Annotated in this window: 19 protein-coding genes; 16 read left to right on the top strand and 3 right to left on the bottom strand. The window is 41.8% G+C overall.

Going from position 1 to position 18,857, the window contains the following annotated elements; genetic code table 11:
* Window positions 1-61: 61 nt before the first annotated feature.
* Window positions 62-499: a type II toxin-antitoxin system VapC family toxin gene (locus tag ACO6VG_RS21250; RefSeq protein WP_422475545.1), complete on the bottom strand. Its 438-nt coding sequence runs from the start codon at window positions 497-499 to the stop codon at window positions 62-64.
* 27 nt (window positions 500-526) lie between these two features.
* Entirely contained in the window at window positions 527-757 is a 231-nt protein-coding gene (locus ACO6VG_RS21255; RefSeq protein ID WP_422138219.1) for a hypothetical protein, read from the bottom strand.
* A gap of 380 nt (window positions 758-1,137) precedes the next feature.
* On the opposite strand from ACO6VG_RS21255, the gene ACO6VG_RS21260 reads away from it, so the two are divergent.
* From ACO6VG_RS21260 to ACO6VG_RS21330, 15 genes are all read left to right on the top strand, one after another.
* On the top strand, window positions 1,138-1,449 hold the full coding sequence (locus tag ACO6VG_RS21260) for an AbrB/MazE/SpoVT family DNA-binding domain-containing protein (RefSeq protein ID WP_422138220.1): 312 nt from the start codon (window positions 1,138-1,140) through the stop codon (window positions 1,447-1,449).
* Window positions 1,436-1,831, top strand: coding sequence for a PIN domain-containing protein (locus ACO6VG_RS21265; protein ID WP_422138221.1), 396 nt, complete (start codon window positions 1,436-1,438; stop codon window positions 1,829-1,831). The genes ACO6VG_RS21260 and ACO6VG_RS21265 overlap by 14 nt, the downstream gene beginning before the upstream one ends.
* A 9-nt stretch (window positions 1,832-1,840) precedes the next feature.
* The gene (locus ACO6VG_RS21270) at window positions 1,841-2,266 is read left to right on the top strand and encodes a nucleotidyltransferase substrate binding protein (protein WP_422475547.1); all 426 of its coding nucleotides are present in this window, start codon (window positions 1,841-1,843) and stop codon (window positions 2,264-2,266) included.
* A 159-nt stretch (window positions 2,267-2,425) separates the two neighbouring features.
* A complete protein-coding gene (locus tag ACO6VG_RS21275) occupies window positions 2,426-2,737 on the top strand; it encodes a nucleotidyltransferase domain-containing protein (RefSeq protein ID WP_422475549.1) in 312 nt (103 codons plus the stop codon).
* Between the two features lie 305 nt (window positions 2,738-3,042).
* On the top strand, window positions 3,043-3,966 hold the full coding sequence (gene rfbA, locus ACO6VG_RS21280) for a glucose-1-phosphate thymidylyltransferase RfbA (protein ID WP_422475551.1): 924 nt from the start codon (window positions 3,043-3,045) through the stop codon (window positions 3,964-3,966).
* A 12-nt stretch (window positions 3,967-3,978) separates the two neighbouring features.
* A complete protein-coding gene (rfbC, locus tag ACO6VG_RS21285; protein ID WP_422475553.1) occupies window positions 3,979-4,608 on the top strand; it encodes a dTDP-4-dehydrorhamnose 3,5-epimerase in 630 nt (209 codons plus the stop codon).
* 2 nt (window positions 4,609-4,610) lie between these two features.
* The gene (gene rfbD / locus ACO6VG_RS21290) at window positions 4,611-5,558 is read left to right on the top strand and encodes a dTDP-4-dehydrorhamnose reductase (RefSeq protein WP_422475555.1); all 948 of its coding nucleotides are present in this window, start codon (window positions 4,611-4,613) and stop codon (window positions 5,556-5,558) included.
* The gene (rfbB, locus tag ACO6VG_RS21295; RefSeq protein WP_422475557.1) at window positions 5,555-6,667 is read left to right on the top strand and encodes a dTDP-glucose 4,6-dehydratase; all 1,113 of its coding nucleotides are present in this window, start codon (window positions 5,555-5,557) and stop codon (window positions 6,665-6,667) included. The genes rfbD and rfbB overlap by 4 nt, the downstream gene beginning before the upstream one ends.
* Window positions 6,668-7,012: 345 nt before the next feature.
* Window positions 7,013-8,845 (top strand): hypothetical protein, encoded by a 1,833-nt coding sequence (locus ACO6VG_RS21300; protein ID WP_422475559.1) that lies wholly within the window; start codon window positions 7,013-7,015, stop codon window positions 8,843-8,845.
* Window positions 8,846-8,932: 87 nt separating this feature from the next.
* Entirely contained in the window at window positions 8,933-10,723 is a 1,791-nt protein-coding gene (locus ACO6VG_RS21305) for a glycosyltransferase family 2 protein (protein WP_422475561.1), read from the top strand.
* A 3-nt stretch (window positions 10,724-10,726) separates the two neighbouring features.
* Entirely contained in the window at window positions 10,727-11,017 is a 291-nt protein-coding gene (locus ACO6VG_RS21310; RefSeq protein ID WP_422475563.1) for a hypothetical protein, read from the top strand.
* A 188-nt stretch (window positions 11,018-11,205) separates the two neighbouring features.
* On the top strand, window positions 11,206-12,339 hold the full coding sequence (locus tag ACO6VG_RS21315) for a hypothetical protein (RefSeq protein WP_422475565.1): 1,134 nt from the start codon (window positions 11,206-11,208) through the stop codon (window positions 12,337-12,339).
* Window positions 12,340-12,638: 299 nt separating this feature from the next.
* A complete protein-coding gene (locus tag ACO6VG_RS21320; RefSeq protein ID WP_422475567.1) occupies window positions 12,639-13,028 on the top strand; it encodes a capsular biosynthesis protein in 390 nt (129 codons plus the stop codon).
* A gap of 1 nt (window position 13,029) precedes the next feature.
* Window positions 13,030-14,646: a hypothetical protein gene (locus ACO6VG_RS21325; protein ID WP_422475569.1), complete on the top strand. Its 1,617-nt coding sequence runs from the start codon at window positions 13,030-13,032 to the stop codon at window positions 14,644-14,646.
* Window positions 14,643-15,368, top strand: coding sequence for a glycosyltransferase family 2 protein (locus tag ACO6VG_RS21330; protein ID WP_422475571.1), 726 nt, complete (start codon window positions 14,643-14,645; stop codon window positions 15,366-15,368). Before ACO6VG_RS21325 ends, ACO6VG_RS21330 begins: the two co-directional genes overlap by 4 nt.
* Window positions 15,369-15,456: 88 nt before the next feature.
* Here ACO6VG_RS21330 and ACO6VG_RS21335 read toward each other — a convergent pair whose 3' ends face one another.
* The gene (locus tag ACO6VG_RS21335; RefSeq protein WP_422475573.1) at window positions 15,457-15,942 is read right to left on the bottom strand and encodes a DUF29 domain-containing protein; all 486 of its coding nucleotides are present in this window, start codon (window positions 15,940-15,942) and stop codon (window positions 15,457-15,459) included.
* Between the two features lie 181 nt (window positions 15,943-16,123).
* On the opposite strand from ACO6VG_RS21335, the gene ACO6VG_RS21340 reads away from it, so the two are divergent.
* Entirely contained in the window at window positions 16,124-18,856 is a 2,733-nt protein-coding gene (locus ACO6VG_RS21340) for a glycosyltransferase (RefSeq protein WP_422475575.1), read from the top strand.
* The last annotated feature ends 1 nt before the right edge of the window (window position 18,857 follow it).

An 18,857-nucleotide genomic window follows, 5' to 3' on the forward strand; every position in this document is an offset into this window, starting at 1 on the left:
AAATCCATTGTATGGCTTTTCCGGGCAGAAATTTGCCTGCGTTCGATGCTGAGGTACCTCATCAATCAAAAGGGTTAGTCACAGAAAAACCGGGGATTTTCATAAAATCGGTATCCCGGGTAATAATCTCACGGACACTATGCTCTTTCATCACTGCTGCAATACGACAATCGTGAACAAAGTTACCTCTGACAGGCGCCACTTGTTGGATAATTTCTGTAAAATACTGCAAATGGTCAGGGCCCGGATCAATCCGGGATACCACTGGCTGATCAAGAAGATTCTTTATATTGGCAAGTGCTTGTTCAATGCCCAGTGGCTTCGGCTTGATTAGCTTTGGATGGGTGACCACTCTCATATATTCAAAGATATTGATCCAGGTAATGCAGTGGCGGGTTTTCTGCGAAGCAACCTGCTCCAGGAGCCCCCTGGCTACCTTGTGCTCATCAAAAAAGGGAATGCTGGCGTAGACAAGAATATTGGTATCAATCAGCTTCATGGCTTATTCCGCTCAATTCATAGGGCATTAAGCCAGGTCATCAAGGTAGCTGCGATCCGATGGATCAAAACCATCGGCAGGTTTGCCATTTTCTGCCACATGCCACTGGAAAGGCACCTGCTCCGGTTTATTCTGCTGTGTGGAAATAGCCATGCGAATGAGTTGGTTTGCCAACTGGCTCACGGTTGTGCGCTCCCTGGCGGCTTGCTCCTTGAGCTGAGCAAGCAAGCCCGGCTCTAGATCCAGTGTTGTTCTCATGGTTTAAGCCCTTTTTTTAGTTTGATACATCATGAATGTGATAATAGTGCATCATGGTGCATTGGCAAATCATCATTAACAGAACCGGTTTTGACACTCACCTTTCCAGTAGTATCCAGTCAATAGCTGGGGCTAATGATTATTAATGGAATGGTGTGCAAATGACTGGTTAATATATAATCAATCCGTCGTCTGTTTGTACGGTTAATCCTGGTAATTTCAGTGCAACCTTTGCTTTATTGATAAATGTCCATGTATATGCGAAACAATACCGTTCTGGTGAGAGTCTATGGTGAAATAATGTTCCTAAATGACATGGTATCCACTGAGGGGCAAACATCGGCTTGCGCCCTTTGACACGTAGACCTCCAGGTATTACTTTGAGTAATGCCTTTATTTTCGGGAAGTCAGCCATGGCCAGCAGCTCTATTACCACCAAGGGACAAGTGACCATCCCCAGCGCCTTGCGGGAGAAATTCCAGTTGGAACCGGGCGATAAGGTGCTGTTTTTAGAAAAAGACGGGGTAATCACCCTGGTACCCATGAAACAGGATATTACCCACCTGGCCGGTTGCCTTGCCGACGATGTGGGCGGACGCCGGGCATCCCTTGAAGATATGGAATCCGCTATCAAGGAGGGCGCCACTAAGGATTGGGGGCAGAACAAGGAGCTTGACAATGGAAGGGATTGATACAAATGTACTTATCCGCTTCCTGGTCAAAGATGACCTGCAGCAGTACCAACAGGCACTGTCACTGTTTATCGGAATGCCGAAGGTTTATCTCTCCCCCATCGTGCTGCTGGTAGAAACGGTATGGGGACTCAGTCATTTCTATCAGGTCAAGCGGTTACGACAGTGCGAGATATTAAAGGCTTTTATTTGCCAACAGGGCGTTGTCACCGATGACCGGCAAGCGGTCATAGCTGCACTGGATGACTATGAACAAGGGTATGACTTTGCAGATGCAATGATTGGCCACTATAACCTCAGTCATCAATGCAAAAAGACCTGGACCTTTGACAGAAAAGCATCAAGACTGCCAGCCTTTAGCCTGATTCAACCAGATCACTGAAATAACAGGATGGAAAAGCAACAAGATAGTCGCTGGAAGCAACGATTTGATAACTACCAGCGTGCCTTAGGCCGATTGCAGGCAGCTGTCAGTCTGGCCAACCATCGTGTGTTGAGTGAGCTTGAAAAACTGGGTTTGATCAAAGTCTTTGAGTTTACCCATGAGTTGGCCTGCAATACCCTGAAAGGCTTTTTGATTGAGCGCGGGGCTGAAAGAATTTACGGTTCCAGGGACGTCACTCGCCTCGCCTTCAAAGAAGGGCTTATAGAGCAGGGTGAAATCTGGATGAGTATGATTAAAAGCAGAAACCTGACATCTCACACCTATCGGGAAGAAGTTGCTCAGGAAATCTATGAAAATATCATCAGCCAGTATTTTTTTGAATTCAAAGCACTGGAGCAGATGTTAAAAAGGCTAGGAGCCTGTCGGACTTAGGCGTCCGTAGCGAGGATTGCAAGAAATTGAGGATAAAAATCTCTGTTTCTGAGGAGAATAGCGAGCTATTTGACGAAGAAACAGGGATTTTTAGACCAATTTATTGCAACCGCAGTAGGACAGTCTTAAGTCCGACAGGCTGCTAGGTGACGATAACTCATGAAATTTGGCTTAAGTGATAAAACCATTGAAGCCATTCAAGACGTATTAAACCGACACCAGCAAGTTGGGAGCGCCATTATTTATGGTTCCAGGGCAAAAGGAAACTACCGCACAGGCTCAGATATTGATCTAACCCTGGTGGCTGCAGAGGGTGAAACACTGGATTTAAACCTGCTGTTCAAAATTGATGATGCATTGGATAACCTGCTATTGCCTTACAGTTTTGATCTCTCGATTCTGGAAGACATTGATAACCCGGCGCTGGTTGAGCATATTCAGCGGGTGGGAAAGCTTTTTTATCAGAGCTGACAGCCCCCGCCTATCGGGCAATGCTTTTCGGAGATACTGATAAGTTGGCACTCTTGGCAGCATACTGGTTTCAAAGTGAATCACAGCGGGCTGAAGCGCTCAACATGGCATGAGCTGTCGCTCCCGAACTGATTAAAATCACCGATCGGATCAAAGCCTACATACTCAGGCTCCACAATATAAAGTTAGGTGGTGGCCATTGAGAATCAGTCCGAAACAGAAAGACGACATCATAGAGTTGGTCAGGAAAGAGATCAGCCAGCAGGCCCGATTAAGTCTCTAATAACCTGCAATCAGGATCCAAGATGGGAAAATCAAATAGAAAAGGTATTATCCTGGCTGGAGGCTCTGGCACTCGCCTTTATCCTTTAACCCGTGTTGTCAGCAAACAGCTAATGCCGGTTTACGACAAACCCATGATCTATTACCCACTGGCAACATTAATGCTGTCAGGTATTACTGAAATAATGATTATCACCACACCTCAAGAGCAGCATCGCTTTAAAGAACTGCTAGGTGATGGCTCACAGTGGGGTCTTCAACTTGAATACCTGAATCAACCTTCACCTGATGGTCTCGCTCAGGCCTTTATATTGGCAGAAGAGTTTATTGGTTCAACTGATTGCGCCATGATACTGGGTGATAACCTGTTCTACGGTCACCAGTTTTCCAGTCTGCTTCAAAAGGCTGACAAACAACAGGGGGCAACAATCTTTGGTTATCGGGTCAGCAACCCTCAGGATTATGGTGTTATTGAGCTGGATGAAAACAACAAAGCCTTGTCCATTGAAGAAAAACCTTCTGACCCCAAGTCGAATTATGCAGCAACAGGTTTATACTTCTTCGACAACCGGGTCGTGGATTTTGCTAAATCGATAAAACCTTCAGCACGCGGTGAACTGGAAATCACCTCTGTCATCGATTGCTACCTTAAGGAAGGCAACCTGAATGTCACTACCATTGGCCGAGGCTCAACCTGGCTGGACACCGGTACTCACCAAAGCCTTCTTAATGCTGCTACATACATAGAAACTATCGAATCCAGACAAGGTTTAAAGATTGCCTGCCCTGAAGAAATCGCCTACAGAATGGGCTACATTAGTGCAGAACAATTGTTTGAAATAGCCGGTCCACTGCGTAAAAGCGGATACGGTGTTTATCTTATGAATATCATCGAAGAACTGGAAGGCATCAATTGGTTCGAACAACATAAGACCGAAGTTGCCTGAGGTATCATAATAGTGAAAGCATTGGAAACAGGCATTGAAGGGCTTAAAGTCATTGAGCCGCAGGTGTTTGGTGATGAACGAGGTTTCTTCATGGAAACCTGGCAGTCCAGAAAGTTCGAGGAACTTGGCCTTCCTGCCCATTTTGTTCAGGATAATCACAGTCGTTCCAAACAGGGCATCCTCAGGGGACTCCATATTCAAACACAACATACCCAGGGCAAACTGGTACGTGTTATACAGGGCGAAGTCTATGATGTAGTGGTCGACTTGAGAAAAGATTCACTGACCTACGGCCAGTGGCATGGCGTTTTTCTATCCGCCAAAAACAAGCGTATGCTCTGGGTACCCGAAGGTTTTGCTCACGGCTTTTATGTCACCAGCGCAAGTGCTGACTTCGTTTACAAATGCACAGATTATTACGCGCCTGAGTATGATCTGAGCATTGCATGGAACGATCCTGATCTGGCGATTGAATGGCCGTTGCTCAATGGCGAACAGCCTCTGCTGTCTGGCAAGGACGAGAATGCTATAGCGTTTTCTGAGGCCGGAAGCTGGAAACTGGAAGCGACTGCCAGGGATTGTGGAAGTGCCGAAAATGTCGGGAACAATTTTCGGCCTGGAAGTTGGGTAAGAGAAGTCTGAAGATGGGCGTGCTAATTACGGGTGCCAATGGGCAATTGGGCTACGAATTGCAGAGGACTGTGCCTTGCGGTATAGGTCTGTTATGCGCTGATCGGGGTCAACTGGATATTACATCTCAAGAATCTGTTCATGCTTACTTTGATGCTCATCAGCCTGAAGCGGTAGTCAATGCAGCGGCTTATACTGCGGTTGATAAAGCGGAGACGGATAGTGATGCAGCTTTCGCAGTAAATAACAACGGTGCCGCTTTCCTGGCTGAAGCTTGCTCAAAGCATGACATCCCGATGATTCAGCTCTCTACTGACTTTGTTTTTGATGGTTCTCAATCAACTCCCTATAAAGTGACTGACAAAACCAACCCTGTCAGTGTCTATGGAGAGAGTAAGCTTCAGGGCGAAAAACAGGTTCTCAGGATACTTGGAAACAAGGCCGTTATTATTCGCACAGCCTGGGTCTATTCGTCTCACGGTAATAATTTTGTAAAAACCATGCTAAGACTGATGCAAGAAAAAGATCAGCTGGGTATTGTTTTTGACCAAATTGGCACACCTACCTCGGCCAAGTCTCTGGCACTGTGCTGCTGGCAATCATTAAAAAAACTTCAAGCTTTGACCGCCAGGGATAATGGGAATGCAGAGAATGTCGGGAACAATTCTCTGCCCGGCTTCCAGCTTCCAGCTATCCTCCACTGGACCGACGCCGGTGTCGCAAGCTGGTACGACTTCGCTATAGCCATACAGGAAGAAGCCCTGACGCTGGACATCCTACAAAAAAGTATCCCGATAAAACCAATACCCGCTTCTGCCTACCCCACTCCGGCTGAACGCCCTGGATACAGTGTTTTGGACAAACAACCGACCTACTCTCAGTTAGAGCTTCCAATTGAGCATTGGCGAAGTGCTCTCAGGTGCGTGCTAACAGAGCTTAAGTCAGACAAACCAGTTTCATGAAATCACTATTAGTCACCGGTGGTGCCGGTTTTATTGGCTCAAACTTTGTCCAGTACTGGATAGAGCAATACCCCGAGCATAACATCGTAGTTCTTGATGCCCTGACTTATGCAGGAAATCTTGCCAGTCTTGACCCCATTAAAGAGCACCCCAACTATACCTTTGTGCATGGGAATATATTGGATACAGAACGGGTAGAAGGATTACTGAGAAACCATAAAATCGACACTCTGGTCCACTTTGCAGCTGAATCCCATGTAGACCGCTCCATAACGGCTCCTGATGCATTCCTTGAAACGAACATTATAGGAACCCACAGCCTGCTCAAAGCGGCAAAAAAAGTGTGGTTGGACGAAGACCTGTTAAAAGGTAAAGAGCATCGTTTTCACCATGTATCTACTGATGAGGTATATGGCACTCTGTCGTTAGGTGACCCAGCCTTTACCGAAAAGACTGCTTATGCCCCGAACTCACCTTATGCAGCCAGTAAAGCTGGCAGTGACCACCTGGTTCGGTCCTATCAGGAAACTTACGGGTTAAAGTCCACTATTAGTAATTGCTCAAATAATTACGGACCTTATCATTTCCCGGAAAAGCTGATCCCTCTGGTGATCACAAATATCTTGCACGATAAAGCACTCCCCATATACGGCGACGGCAAACAAATCCGCGACTGGCTTTATGTAGAAGATCATGCCCGCGGAATTGATCTGGTTCTGAACAAAGGCAAAGTTGGCGAAAACTACAATATCGGCGGCCACAACGAATGGCATAACATCGATATAGTCAGACTGATCTGCAAACTGATGGATGAAAGCTTCCAGCTTCCAGCCTCGGGCTTCCAGCTCAAGGAACGCTACCCAACCGCAAAGTCCGCAATAGCTGGCAACTCAGAATCACTGATCCAATACGTTAAAGACCGACCGGGTCATGACCGCCGTTACGCTATTGATGCAGCAAAAACACGTTCAGAGTTGGGTTATGAGCCTAAAGAATCATTTGAAACAGGTATTCGAAAAACCGTTGAATGGTATTTGAATAATCAAGATTGGTGGCTGGCTCTTATTGACGGGAGCAGGGAAAATAATGCCACTCCTGAAAATCTATAGCCTGCAGCAGCATGTAACCCTCAAAAAAGCCGACCACTCGTTCTGATACTACAAAGTGACAGCACTATTTCAGGAATTCAGTATAACGATTGCTGCTTTAGCGGAAGCATTGCCATATATGACGTTAAACCCTACGATAAAATTCTTGCTGTACCACAAGCCGATTTAAAAAACATGCAATATAGCAATGATATGATGAAAGTTATTTATTAGATTGCTATGAGTACCGCTGTGGCATTAAGCCTTTAGTTGTTTAATGTGCGTACGTCTTTCAAGAAGAATACCTTTTCAGCCATAAAACACTTTTCCCAAATATTACCATTTCAGTTCTGAAGCTAATCAACCATGACCGAATTAAAAAATATAATTGATACCAGCAATAGCATTTTGCCCACATTATCCTCCAAAGCTATGTTCTGGCGACCAAGATACCTGGAAGAATCAGAATGGCTGGAACATATACCCTTTTATTTCTGGCTGACAGAAGCTCTTGAGCCTGCAAGAATTCTCGAAACAGAAATGTCGGCTGCCAGCTCTTATTTTGCATTATGTCAGGCAGTGGACAAACTAAATCTTGAAACACTCTGCCATGCTACAGTGAGCAGTAACTTTGATGATTATCAAAAAATCAATGACTATAATCATGAACATTATCAAGAGTTTTCATTAATTTCTAAAGACTCCGGTAAAGAACTCATTAATGAATATGACGATAATTCTATTGATCTTTTTCTGTTAAAATACAATAACGCTATTTTATTCGATAAAGAATTGATGGATAAATGGCAAAAAAAACTGTCAGAAAAATCCGTTGTCCTGGTTCACGGCAGTCAGAAAAAAGAGCTCAAACCGATTTGCAGAAAACTGAAAGACACCTACCCCACTTTTGAATTCACTCATGGTAATGGGCTATTGCTCGTTGCTTTTGGTCAGGAGCAAACGGCCAGAGTGCAATCACTCTGTAATCGTGGATCGAACAACTCTGGTAATCGAGTTCTACATGACGTATACAGAAGACTAGGCAGAGCCTGTTATGATAGCTGGTTAAGTCAGAGCAATAAATCAAGGGTAATTAAACTCAACAATGAGATTCTTCAGCAACAAGAAAAGCTGCTATTAATTGATAAAGAAAAAACAGCTGCCATTGCTCAACTTAAGATAGCCGAGAAAGATAGAACTGATATTAAAGAAAATCTAAAAATCTTGGCTGACGAGAAATCAGCTATCGAAAAACAACTCACATCATTCAGAAATGAATCTCATAACAGTCAGAGAAAAATTGAGACATTAGAGGTTGATGTTGCGCAATTGAAACGGCAAGATTCAAAAAAGAGTGAAGAAAAGCAAGCTCTTGAAGATTCAATCAGTTTACGATTTGATGAACTGGCCAAACTGACTACATTGCTTAATGAGACAGAAGCCGAACTAGAGGCAGCCAGGGTTGAGCAAAAAAAACTGCAACAGGCGCTGGAACACTCCCTGACAGAGGCCAATAAAGCCCGTTTAGCGGAAATCAAAAAACTGACTGAACAATTAAAAAACGAACAGGGTAATAATCAAAAGGCAGGGGTGGAGCTGACCGGCGCAACCCAGAAATTGATAGAACAGGATAAGTTAATTAAACGGCTGGAACAGAATAACCAGTTGTTAGAAGCGGATCAGAAACAGGCAGCTTTGACCATAGAAGAGCTAAAGCAGGAGAACCGCCGACTGGAGCAGTCTCTGCAACAGCGTTTTGATGAACTGGCTATGCTGACTTCGATGCTGGAAGAGAAAGAGCAGCAAATCAAACGGCAAACTGTTACCAGTGTTGAAGAAAAAACGAAGAAAAAAGCGGCTGGTAAGAAACGGTTATCCCAAGGCTTTAAAGTACTAGGGAAAAGACAGGCTGCAAAAGCAAAGCTGAAAGAAAGGATCGAACTGATAGAACATTCTGGTTTATTCGATATTCAGTGGTACACAAAGACTTACCCGGCAGCAGCGAAATATAAAGCGGGGGCTATTGCTCACTACCTGATGATGGGTGCCGAAAATAACCATAACCCATCACCGGGCTTTAATAGCAGCTGGTATCTAAACACCTATCAGGATGTTAAAGAAGCCGGATTAAATCCATTACTCCATTATATCCAGTTTGGTCGCAATGAAGGCCGCATATTGAAAGATGCATATGAATAAAAATCTGATTTTATTGAGACAAATAGTTAATTAATAATATCTAAATAAATATAAAGAATATTCAATTTTTTTTGAGGTAAACTTAGAGTGAAAACTATTTCATACTGTATTCCAGTCATGAATAGGAGTGATGATCTAAAAGCCACACTTCCACATAACATCAGTATAATCAAAAGTTTTTCAGAACAAACTGAATTAGTAGTTAACTGCTTTGATAGTGATGATGTGCTTTTTAATTGGATTTCAAACAAATTCAATCAAGAGATAGCTCAAGGATTGTTGAAACTAAATAAAAGACCAACTTTACCATTCTGGCATTTTTGTTGGGCAAAAAATTCATTTAAAGGCTTTCTGGGTTCTAAATACTATGCAAGTCTTGATGGTGACAATTACCTCACAGAAGAAGAAGTAAGTGAGAGCTTGAAGTTATGTCAAGATAAAAAGCATGAGTACTTAATTCATCTTTTTACAGGGCAATGGGGTGACGGTACTTCAGGAAGAGTAATTGTTTCCAATAAGCATTATAAAAAATACGGTTATATTTCTGAGCTATATCCTCGTCAATTTGATGAAATGGCCCTAATTCTTAATGTATTAGAGAACGAGAATATTATCTTTGTAACCAAGCCTAACGTAAATATATTTGAACTTTCGGGTTATGCGAAGCATTTTAAGAGCGTATCATTGCTTAAAAAAATTGAAATTAAAGAAGTAGATTTTGGTTCTATTATTCCGCCACTACTCCCCCGAGGTGAAGGATATGCGGAAAAAGATCCAAAACTAAATATATATCAAAATATCAATGCATATTATTCGATGTATAAAATATCAAATAATGATAAAGCAAAAAAAGAATTTCATTTTAAATTACAGCAAGAGCAAGAAAAAACATTCCAACTTGACAATTTGCACGAGTTGGGAAGAATAGCGTTTTTCTTAACAAGTTCTGGCTATCCTGAACTCTCAAATGTGCCTACAGTATATTCCGTAATTAAAGATGACTTTCAATATCTAAACGCTTGGTATCGTCATTACAAATCAATGGGCATTAAAAGATTTATAATTGTTGATGACCAATCAAGTAGTGAAATATCTAAAGAATTACCATTTGATGATGTCTTCGTTTTCAAACCAAGAATAGGTAACTTTAAACTATTCAAGGTTCATTGGATTAAGATTTTGTGTAGTTTGTATCAAAATGAAAACTCATGGATTTTAACAATTGATAGTGACGAGTTTTTGGACTTGAAAAGCTCAGGCTTTAGTAATGTTAATGAACTCATTGATAATCTGGAAAATAAAGATCTACTTTATTCAGGTGGCATTCTGATTGAAATGTTGCCTAGTGGTAAGACTGAAATAACCGACGAAAATTTTCTATCAAAAATGAATCATCATTTTTGGAGAAGTGCTACAGAAAAATATAACTATCAAAATATACCGAGTATAAAGTGGGGTTTTTCGCATAACTGGGCTAAATCATTTGAGTTTGATTTTAGATACAGGTTTTATGGCACAATTGACTCACTGAGAAAATTTCCAGTATTGAAGTTTAATAAAAAAGTCAAATTCAATCAGGGTTTTCATGCGTTAGGCTATGCAGATTACCAATTTACATCAGAAGATTTTTTTGAAAATAAAAATATTATCATTCCAATAAAACACTATAAGTTTCAAAAAATACTCAAGAGTGATAGATTGAAAGGTAGCAATCTACCAGCATTTGACTCCTATTTTGGAAGAACTGCAGAAAACATTAAATCAATTATCAATTCAAAGACTGAGTATACTATAAATCTTTTTTACGTTTCTATTCATAAAAGGAAATATTCTGGAAGAGCTATTTTTAAAAGACTGAACGATTTTGTTGAGGATTGAACTGTGACTGATGAAATGGAATTAATGATATTTAAATTTGAACAGGCAATAGAAGAAATTGAGCTTTATTACGCTGAGCAAAATAGGCTATTGGAGTATATTACCAGCCTAGAACTTGAACTTGCAAAATATAAAAATAAAAAAAAACAATTCAATACTGAAGATGAGTTTGACGAGCATTACTATCTAAATAAATATCCCGATGTTTTAAAAAGCAAGCTCACAGCAAAAGAACACTATTTAAAATATGGGAAATTCTTAGGCCGTAAACCTAACTCTTTCAATAACCGGTAGCCCTCTGAGTCATATTTGCTCAGCCACTGTTTTTTCAAGATTGTTGTTGTACCAAAAATAGACAAAAAAGTTTACGATGGTCCTTTATTCTACTGCCAGCGTAGCCTTGGTATAAAAGAGGGTAGTCATAAACTCGGGGTTTTCTTATTTAATTGGATGTTCTGTTAAGATTTTTGAAGGTGAAATAAATGAGATTGTGTATTTGCATCAGTGGGCAGGCTAGAGGCCAGCTTGAATCAATGAATGATTTGGCTAAGCAGCTGACACAGGTGCCTAGCAATGTTGAAATCACTTGTATATTTAGCTTGTGGAAAAATGCGTCATCAAAAGTTGAAGGTCCACTTGACTTTCCTCAACTAGCTAGAATATTCGAAAGAAACTTATCTTTCACTATTCCAACTAGCTTTTATCATCAAAATTTATGGAAAGAGCTGCCAAAAACATATCAACGGTTAAAATATAATGATCTTGATGTTGAAACTACAATTCGGAACCTGTTTCCCAATTCAATAATAGATATTGAGGATCAAATTTTAGACTTGGAACTTCCTGCTCATTTAAATGGAAGGAATTCCAAAAAAATGTTATATAAAAGATGGCGAGCAAACGAAATAAAGAAAAAAATTGAGCGTGATCGTAATAAGCAGTTCGACTTAGTAGTTGTAAGCAGGCCAGATTTGAATCTAAAATTGAATTTCTCTGAAATAGCTAAGAATAATGCTGTAGAAGGTAAAATTTATTTACCCTTAAATTCCAATCATAAAAACTACACCAATGATGTAATGGCATATGGAAGCTCTAAATCGATCGACATCTATACCTTACTATTTTATAAATCAATGTTGAAAGAGTGGAGATATATTCATAATGACTTATATTTTCACCTGGAAAGCAATGAACTAGAGCAAGTCAAGCCAGTAGCAATAACACCATCAGGTTTCGAAAATCAGAAACTTATTTCATATGATGAAATAAAAGGGGAAAATAAAATTCTTGACAGCATTTACAACACTATGAATGAAAGTGATTTTCTTAGCCTAAACTTACCCAACGAAATAAATAATGCCTGGTTTATAAAGTCACATATAAACGAAATTGAAAAAGGCGAATATTACAAAGCATTAAGGTTTTTATTGCTTGCTGACCTATCTTCTGCCATCTATAAAAGAATAAGTGTTAATAGAAGAGAATATATAATAAGACAGCTAAAATTCTTGCTTTCAGAGTTAAAATTTAGTTTGAATGATTTGTTTGAGTTTTTAAATTCTGAGAAAATTATGACTGATAAAATTTTGCATAATATTTCTGAGATTAACCTTTAACACTAACCTGCAGCTTTATTGACCAATCATAAACAAAATAGAAAAGTGAGTTATTTCAGTCTCATTGAGTTAATAACAACACCTGCACACTGGTCTTTTAACATCAATTATTTTCGAGTACCCTAGCCGTATTGCTAGTACATTATTTTTCACTAACAGCCTATCCCGTTCGGATTAAATTTTGCTTTAATCCCATAGGGTTATTAGTTTTCCAATACTACTCGGAAAACTAATCGGTTGATATAAAGGCTTTAACTCTAAATACTTTAACTTAAATTTAAATTAATAAAATCACTTAAATGAAAAAACTAATAGTTGATCTTGACAATACATTATCATTTAACGTTGCAAATAATTACAATGAAGCACTGCCTAATAAAATGGTTATTGAAAATCTCAATAAATTTAAAAGAAAAGGTTATGAAGTAATAATTTTTACGGCGAGAAATATGCGTACATACGGCGGTAATATAGGAAAAATCAACATCCACACATTACCAACCATCATAGAATGGCTCAATAAACACCAAGTACCATACGATGAAATCATAGTCGGCAAACCTTGGTGTGGCCATGAAGGTTTCTATATTGATGATCGCGCTATCAGACCCAGTGAATTTTCCCGACTGTCGTTAGATGAAATTAACGAGCTTCTGGATAAGGAAGTCGAATTCAGGAGCCAGCAGTAATATGTTTTTAATTACATCAGGGGCTTATGTTTCTCAGGATCTTGTTTCTGAGATTGGCCAGCTCCCACCTGCTTTCTTACCAGTCGGGAATCAACGACTGTTTATTTACCAGCTGGAACAATTGGCGCAGGTATCTTCGGATATCTACCTTTCCATTCCGGAAGGCTACCTACTTGAACGCCATGACCTGACATTGCTCGAACAATACGGTGTCAGTATTTTGCCCGTGCCTGAAGGTCTGACCCTTGGCGAATCGGTTCTGTATTGCTGGAACAGTACTGGCAAACGTTATGATAACTTGCAAATCCTGCACGGCGACACACTGATCCGTGGTATGGATTTTAGCCTGTTGGATTCGGTGTCTATTGCCCAAAATCAGGGCTATTATCACCGGGCCACGGTTTCCCGGGGTAATCTGGTCAATGGCGCTATTGAAGATGCCTGGGCAGGGGATGATGAGTGGATTTTATCAGGTTATTTCTCATTCAATCAGCCGCAAAAGTTCATTCAGGGCATTGTAAAAAATAGCGGTGATTTTATTGCTGGCCTGAAATATTACAGCCATATGTGCCCGTTAAAAGGTATTGAGAGATGTGAATGGTTTGACTTTGGTCATATCAATACCTTTTTCCGTTCCAGAACCCTGATCACTACTCAGCGCGAGTTTAACGAGATGTCCATCACACCTCGCGTTGTTGAGAAAGCCAGTAAAAAGCGACTGAAGATGCAGGCTGAAGCGAACTGGTTTAAGACCCTTCCAGAAGAGCTTAGAATTTTTACGCCACATTTGGTCAGCGATCGTACCGAAGACGAACTGGCCACCTATTCCCTGGAATATCTCTACCTGCTGCCCCTGAACGATATGTTTGTTTATGGCAGACTGCCTGGCAGTGTCTGGCATCAGATCTTTCAAGCCTGCCAAGAAGTAAGTGTGGCTTTCAAAGGCCATCAACCACTGAAGGCCATTGCTCCAGAGCAGTTGGATAGTTTGTACCTGCCAAAAACGTTAACTCGGCTAGAGGACTTTGCGGCTCAAAGAGACTTTGACCTCAATAAAACTCTTACATTCAATGGTGCAGCTCTACCCTCTTTGCTGGATATCGCTCATGAAACGGCCCAACTGATTGAGCGCGCGGTGCCAGGTGATGTTGGAGTGGCCCACGGTGATTTCTGCTTTAGTAACATCCTCTACGACTCCAGAGTGCAGGCAATCAAACTGATTGACCCGAGGGGCCTAGACAATGAAGGTAATCTCACGATTTATGGTGACCGTCGCTATGACATCGCCAAGCTCTATCACTCGGTGATTGGTCTTTATGACTTGATTATTGCACAACGGTTTGAACTCGAATCCAGGCCTGAAGCCGGTGAGTTTTATCTGAATTTTCCTGATGCGGAGCGCCTTCTGGAGATTCAGGAAACATTCCGGAAGAACTTCTTTCATCAACAGCCAAAAACTGAAAAACAAATTCTGGCTATCACGATTCACCTGTTCCTCTCCATGCTGCCACTGCATTCGGATCGTCCTATAGGGCAAATGGCAATGATTGCCAATGCATTACGTCTGTATCGCATGCTGATAGAGAGTGGCAACGTACGATTTGAGGAGGCTGCATGATTGTCATGCCTATGGCGGGTTTAAGTTCCCGATTTTTCAAAGCAGGCTATGAGCAGCCTAAATACATGCTTGAGGCTCATGGCAAAAGCCTCTTCAGACATGCAGTCGAGAGTTTCAGACAGTATTTTGAGACAGAAACGTTCCTGTTTATCATCAGGGATGTGTATGGTACGGCTAACTTTGTACGAGATGAACTAGAACAGCTGGGTATCAGTGCCTATAAAATTCATGTACTGGGTGAAGAGACGAGAGGCCAGGCCGAGACAGTCTATCTTGCTCTGAAGGAGATAAATTCTCAGGAATCTATTACGATATTTAATATTGATACCTTCAGACCCGGTTTTACCTACCCTGATAATCTTGAAGAGCTGGATGGCTACCTTGAGGTATTTAGAGGTGAAGGTGATAACTGGTCATTTATCAAACTTGATGAGTCCCAACCACAGAGAGTGACAAAAACGACTGAGAAAAGTCCAATCTCTGATCTCTGTTGTACTGGGCTTTATTACTTCTCCAATATGAGTGACTTTAAAGAGATCTATCTGGAATATGCCTCAAGACCAGAGTCTGAGTGGGAAAAGTCTGAGTTATACGTTGCTCCTTTATACAACCTGTTGATTTCTAGAGGGGCTTTTGTGGGTTATGACCTTATTGCCTCGGAGGAAGTGATTTTTTGCGGTGTACCACAAGAGTACCTTGACTTTAAAACTACGGGCCAATAATTCAAAACGACCTATCATGACATATGTCAAACAATTCTAATTAAGTCGTCGCTTCGTCCAAAACGGGTAAAACTACAAAGTAGCCGACTTAATCGCAGGGTAGCCAGTCATCCTCAATCACTTGCTCGAAGATCCATGGGCACTCGGGTGGGTAACTGTTATTATCGAGCTGCTGATGCTTCTGCACGTAGCGGTTCATTTCTTTAATGGCCATGCGCTTGGCACTGGGATAAACCTCACAGAGTGTTACGCCGGTCTCTCGTTTCAGAGATGGGTTTCTGCGAAGTAACGACCTTATATCATCCCTGGCCCTGTCTATGCTTGCAAACCATTCACGACAATTATACGGCTCCGGCAATACCGGATTGATAACCTCTACCTGATGTTGGTATTTCAGCAGATGCAACAAAAGAATCTTCAGATGTGACTCAAGGGTATGATAGTTGTTCCCCATTTCCTGTTCCATTGCCTCTAGCAGGTTGGGTATATCCAGTTCGTTAAGCCTGTTGTTTTTCAGCAGTTCACGTTGCCGTGCGATCCAGCCGTGATAGTCGGACTTATAAAGGTTTTCCATGATGACCTCTTAATGTTTAACTCCGTTGAACTTCCAATGTAGATCATCTGTTGCAACTGATCCAGCGAATTCATTGATCAGGGTGAACCCTTGATGCTGAATGTGCATCTGGTTTACATGGCCTGAAAAATTCAAATTCCTTGATGATAAGATCTGCCTGTATTCTTTTGTTTTTAGAATTATGCAAGACATCCAACTAATAAAGACCTCAGATTATTTCGATCAAAAGGCCTACCAGGAGAAATACCTCAAGGAGGGTGATGATGATTTAACAGCCCTTGAGCACTTCTGCACAATAGGCTGGCTCAAGGGCTATTCCCCCTCCCCTCGTTTCTCCATTGAGTGGTATCTGGAAAACAACCCTGACGTTAAAGCATCAGGCATAAACCCACTGTTACATTTTCTTCGATACGGAAAAAATGAAGGCAGACTGCCAAGATCACTGCAAGCCATAGAAATTGAAAAGCAGTTATGGAATAAGACTGATCATGTTGATTCAAGCCTTAAAAAGCTGGGTCAACTATTAAACCATGGTTGCGATGCGGAAAGGCTTTACTCACACTGGGCTCTTACGAGATGGTATGCAAGCCAGGGACAATGGCAAGCAGCTCTGCCTGTTGCAAAATCCTTGCTGAAATCCATTCAAAGTAACGACTACCAGAAGGCACGTGAAGATTTTCTGGCTCATGATGGCCCTTTCATACTGATATTCTGCGTACTTCTGGAATGTGGTGATATTTCTTCGGCCAGAGAGTTACTGAATAAACTTCAGAAGTCGTTAAAGCATCAACCGGATATTGCATTAATGCAGTGCTCTCTTGAGCAGACAGACCAGAACAGTAAAAGGGATGGTCTATCTTCATTGGTGCGCTTGTATCGATTAAATAAATTGCTGGTGCCCGACTACAAGAGCATTAACAGGGGTTTGGACCTTGATAATTTAACTACAAAATCCAGTTTTGTGTATCAATGTACTGAACAGCCATTGGTCACGGTGATCGTTCCTGTTTTCAATGCTGAAAAAACACTTCCGACAGCGATTGAATCTTTGCTCAATCAGACCCATCAGAACCTTGAGATTCTTATTGTCGATGATTGCAGCACCGATGGTTCGCAGAGAATTGCTGAATTATTTTCTGAACGGGACAAAAGAGTTAAAGTCATTCAGCAACATTGCAATCAGGGGGCCTATGCTGCAAGAAATACAGGCATTAAAGTTGCCCGTGGCGACTATATAACCACCCATGACAGTGATGACTGGTCTCATTGCCAGAAAATCGAATATCAGGTTCAAGCTTTTAAAAAGTCCTCCGTCATTAAAGCGACTACTTCGCACTGGGCTCGTTGTTCTGGTGAGCTTGTCTTTGGTTCCTGGCGCCAGGAATCCAGTTGGGTACATCGCAACGTTTCATCATTGATGTTTCATCGATCGGTTTTCGAACAGCTGGGCTACTGGGATAGAGTTTCCATCAATGCAGACACTGAGTACTACTATCGTATCGCCAGTGAGTATGGCGATAACAGCCTGTATGAAGTGTTGCCAGGCGTTCCATTATCGTTTGGCAGATGCTCAGAGAATAGTCTGACGGGCACCTCCGAGACTCACTGGCGAACACAGTTCGGTGGTCTTCGTAAGGATTATATGGATGCTGCTCGAAGCTGGCATCTGCGGGCAAAAAAAGACAGCTCGTTGTATATGGAGTTCAACCCGGTGCAGAGAGCTTTCACTGCCCCGGAATCCATTCAACGACCGGGTTTATATTTTGGCAAAGCGTTATACCCTGTTCATAAGGGTAGTCAGGTTGTATCTACTGACAAACCAACCGTTTTACTCTGTGCTCATGCCGCCGGAAAAACGCTCTTTGGAGCAGAACGCAGCTTTCTCGATTTGGCCAAGGCTATCAGCATCAATGATTACCGCCTGATTATAACTCTTCCTGAAGCAGGCAGCCCTGAGTATCTGGATGCCTTGAAGGGCTTTGCAAGTTACATTATTGTCATGCCCTATTTATGGTGGCATGAAAAGAGACCCGTAAATAGAGAGTCGGTTGATCAATTTAAAGCTGTCATTCAACAATACAAAGTCAATCTGCTTCATGCCAATACACTGGTCCTCAGGGAGCCGTTAATGGCCGCAAGAGAATCGGGTATACCCGGTCTTATGCATGTGAGAGAACTACCGGAGCTGGATCATGATCTCTGCGAAGCTCTTGGCTCTAATCCTGAAAGAATCAAATTCAATATTAACAAGTGGGCAGATGGTTTTATCGTTAATTCGCTCTGTACTGCCCGCTTTGTCGGCTCTGAAGATAGAAGTCAGCTGTTATACAATACGGTTGATGAATGCACAATTCCTTATGCACCATCCAATAATAAAACGGTTCGTTTTGCTCTGATCAGTAGCAATATACCTAAAAAGGGAATTGATGATTTTATGCAGCTTGCCAGGAGGGCTGAAAACAACATCAAAAATGCTCAATTTGTGTTGATAGGCCCTGAGAATGAATACACTGGGGCCAGACTTTACTCTAAAAATAAACCAGATAATCTTGTGTACCATGGCTATGCACAAACACCCAATGAAGCACTTGAAAATGCAGATGTTGTTTTAAACCTCTCAACCTTTCAAGAATCATTTGGACGCACCATTGCCGAGGCCATGGCGTCTGGACGACCTGTTATAGGCTATCGCTGGGGAGCCATCCCGGAACTTATTGATAATGGTGTCAATGGTTACCTTGTTCATCTGGGCGATATTGATGGCTTATTGAAACGTGCAGAGCTCCTGGCGCGCTGCTCCGAACATAGAAGAGCACTGGGTTTAGCGGGCATCAAAAAAGTAACCGAAACATTTTCTTCCAATATATTCTGCCAGCAGTTGGACACAATCTATTCCGGTTGGTTGGCATCTTAAC

It is taken from the genome of Endozoicomonas sp. ALB032, assembly GCF_049310125.1.
Taxonomy (GTDB): domain Bacteria; phylum Pseudomonadota; class Gammaproteobacteria; order Pseudomonadales; family Endozoicomonadaceae; genus Endozoicomonas_A.

Bases quoted from the DNA above. Each gene is read 5' to 3' on its own strand.
- ACO6VG_RS21255 (WP_422138219.1), bottom strand. From the start codon at position 757: ATGAGAACAACACTGGATCTAGAGCCGGGCTTGCTTGCTCAGCTCAAG.
- rfbB (WP_422475557.1), top strand. From the start codon at position 5,555: ATGAAATCACTATTAGTCACCGGTGGTGCCGGTTTTATTGGCTCAAAC.
- ACO6VG_RS21320 (WP_422475567.1), top strand. From the start codon at position 12,639: ATGAAAAAACTAATAGTTGATCTTGACAATACATTATCATTTAACGTT.
- ACO6VG_RS21325 (WP_422475569.1), top strand. From the start codon at position 13,030: ATGTTTTTAATTACATCAGGGGCTTATGTTTCTCAGGATCTTGTTTCT.
- ACO6VG_RS21275 (WP_422475549.1), top strand. From the start codon at position 2,426: ATGAAATTTGGCTTAAGTGATAAAACCATTGAAGCCATTCAAGACGTA.
- ACO6VG_RS21315 (WP_422475565.1), top strand. From the start codon at position 11,206: ATGAGATTGTGTATTTGCATCAGTGGGCAGGCTAGAGGCCAGCTTGAA.
- ACO6VG_RS21265 (WP_422138221.1), top strand. From the start codon at position 1,436: ATGGAAGGGATTGATACAAATGTACTTATCCGCTTCCTGGTCAAAGAT.
- rfbA (WP_422475551.1), top strand. From the start codon at position 3,043: ATGGGAAAATCAAATAGAAAAGGTATTATCCTGGCTGGAGGCTCTGGC.
- ACO6VG_RS21270 (WP_422475547.1), top strand. From the start codon at position 1,841: ATGGAAAAGCAACAAGATAGTCGCTGGAAGCAACGATTTGATAACTAC.
- rfbD (WP_422475555.1), top strand. From the start codon at position 4,611: ATGGGCGTGCTAATTACGGGTGCCAATGGGCAATTGGGCTACGAATTG.
- ACO6VG_RS21340 (WP_422475575.1), top strand. From the start codon at position 16,124: ATGCAAGACATCCAACTAATAAAGACCTCAGATTATTTCGATCAAAAG.
- ACO6VG_RS21330 (WP_422475571.1), top strand. From the start codon at position 14,643: ATGATTGTCATGCCTATGGCGGGTTTAAGTTCCCGATTTTTCAAAGCA.
- ACO6VG_RS21335 (WP_422475573.1), bottom strand. From the start codon at position 15,942: ATGGAAAACCTTTATAAGTCCGACTATCACGGCTGGATCGCACGGCAA.
- ACO6VG_RS21250 (WP_422475545.1), bottom strand. From the start codon at position 499: ATGAAGCTGATTGATACCAATATTCTTGTCTACGCCAGCATTCCCTTT.
- ACO6VG_RS21300 (WP_422475559.1), top strand. From the start codon at position 7,013: ATGACCGAATTAAAAAATATAATTGATACCAGCAATAGCATTTTGCCC.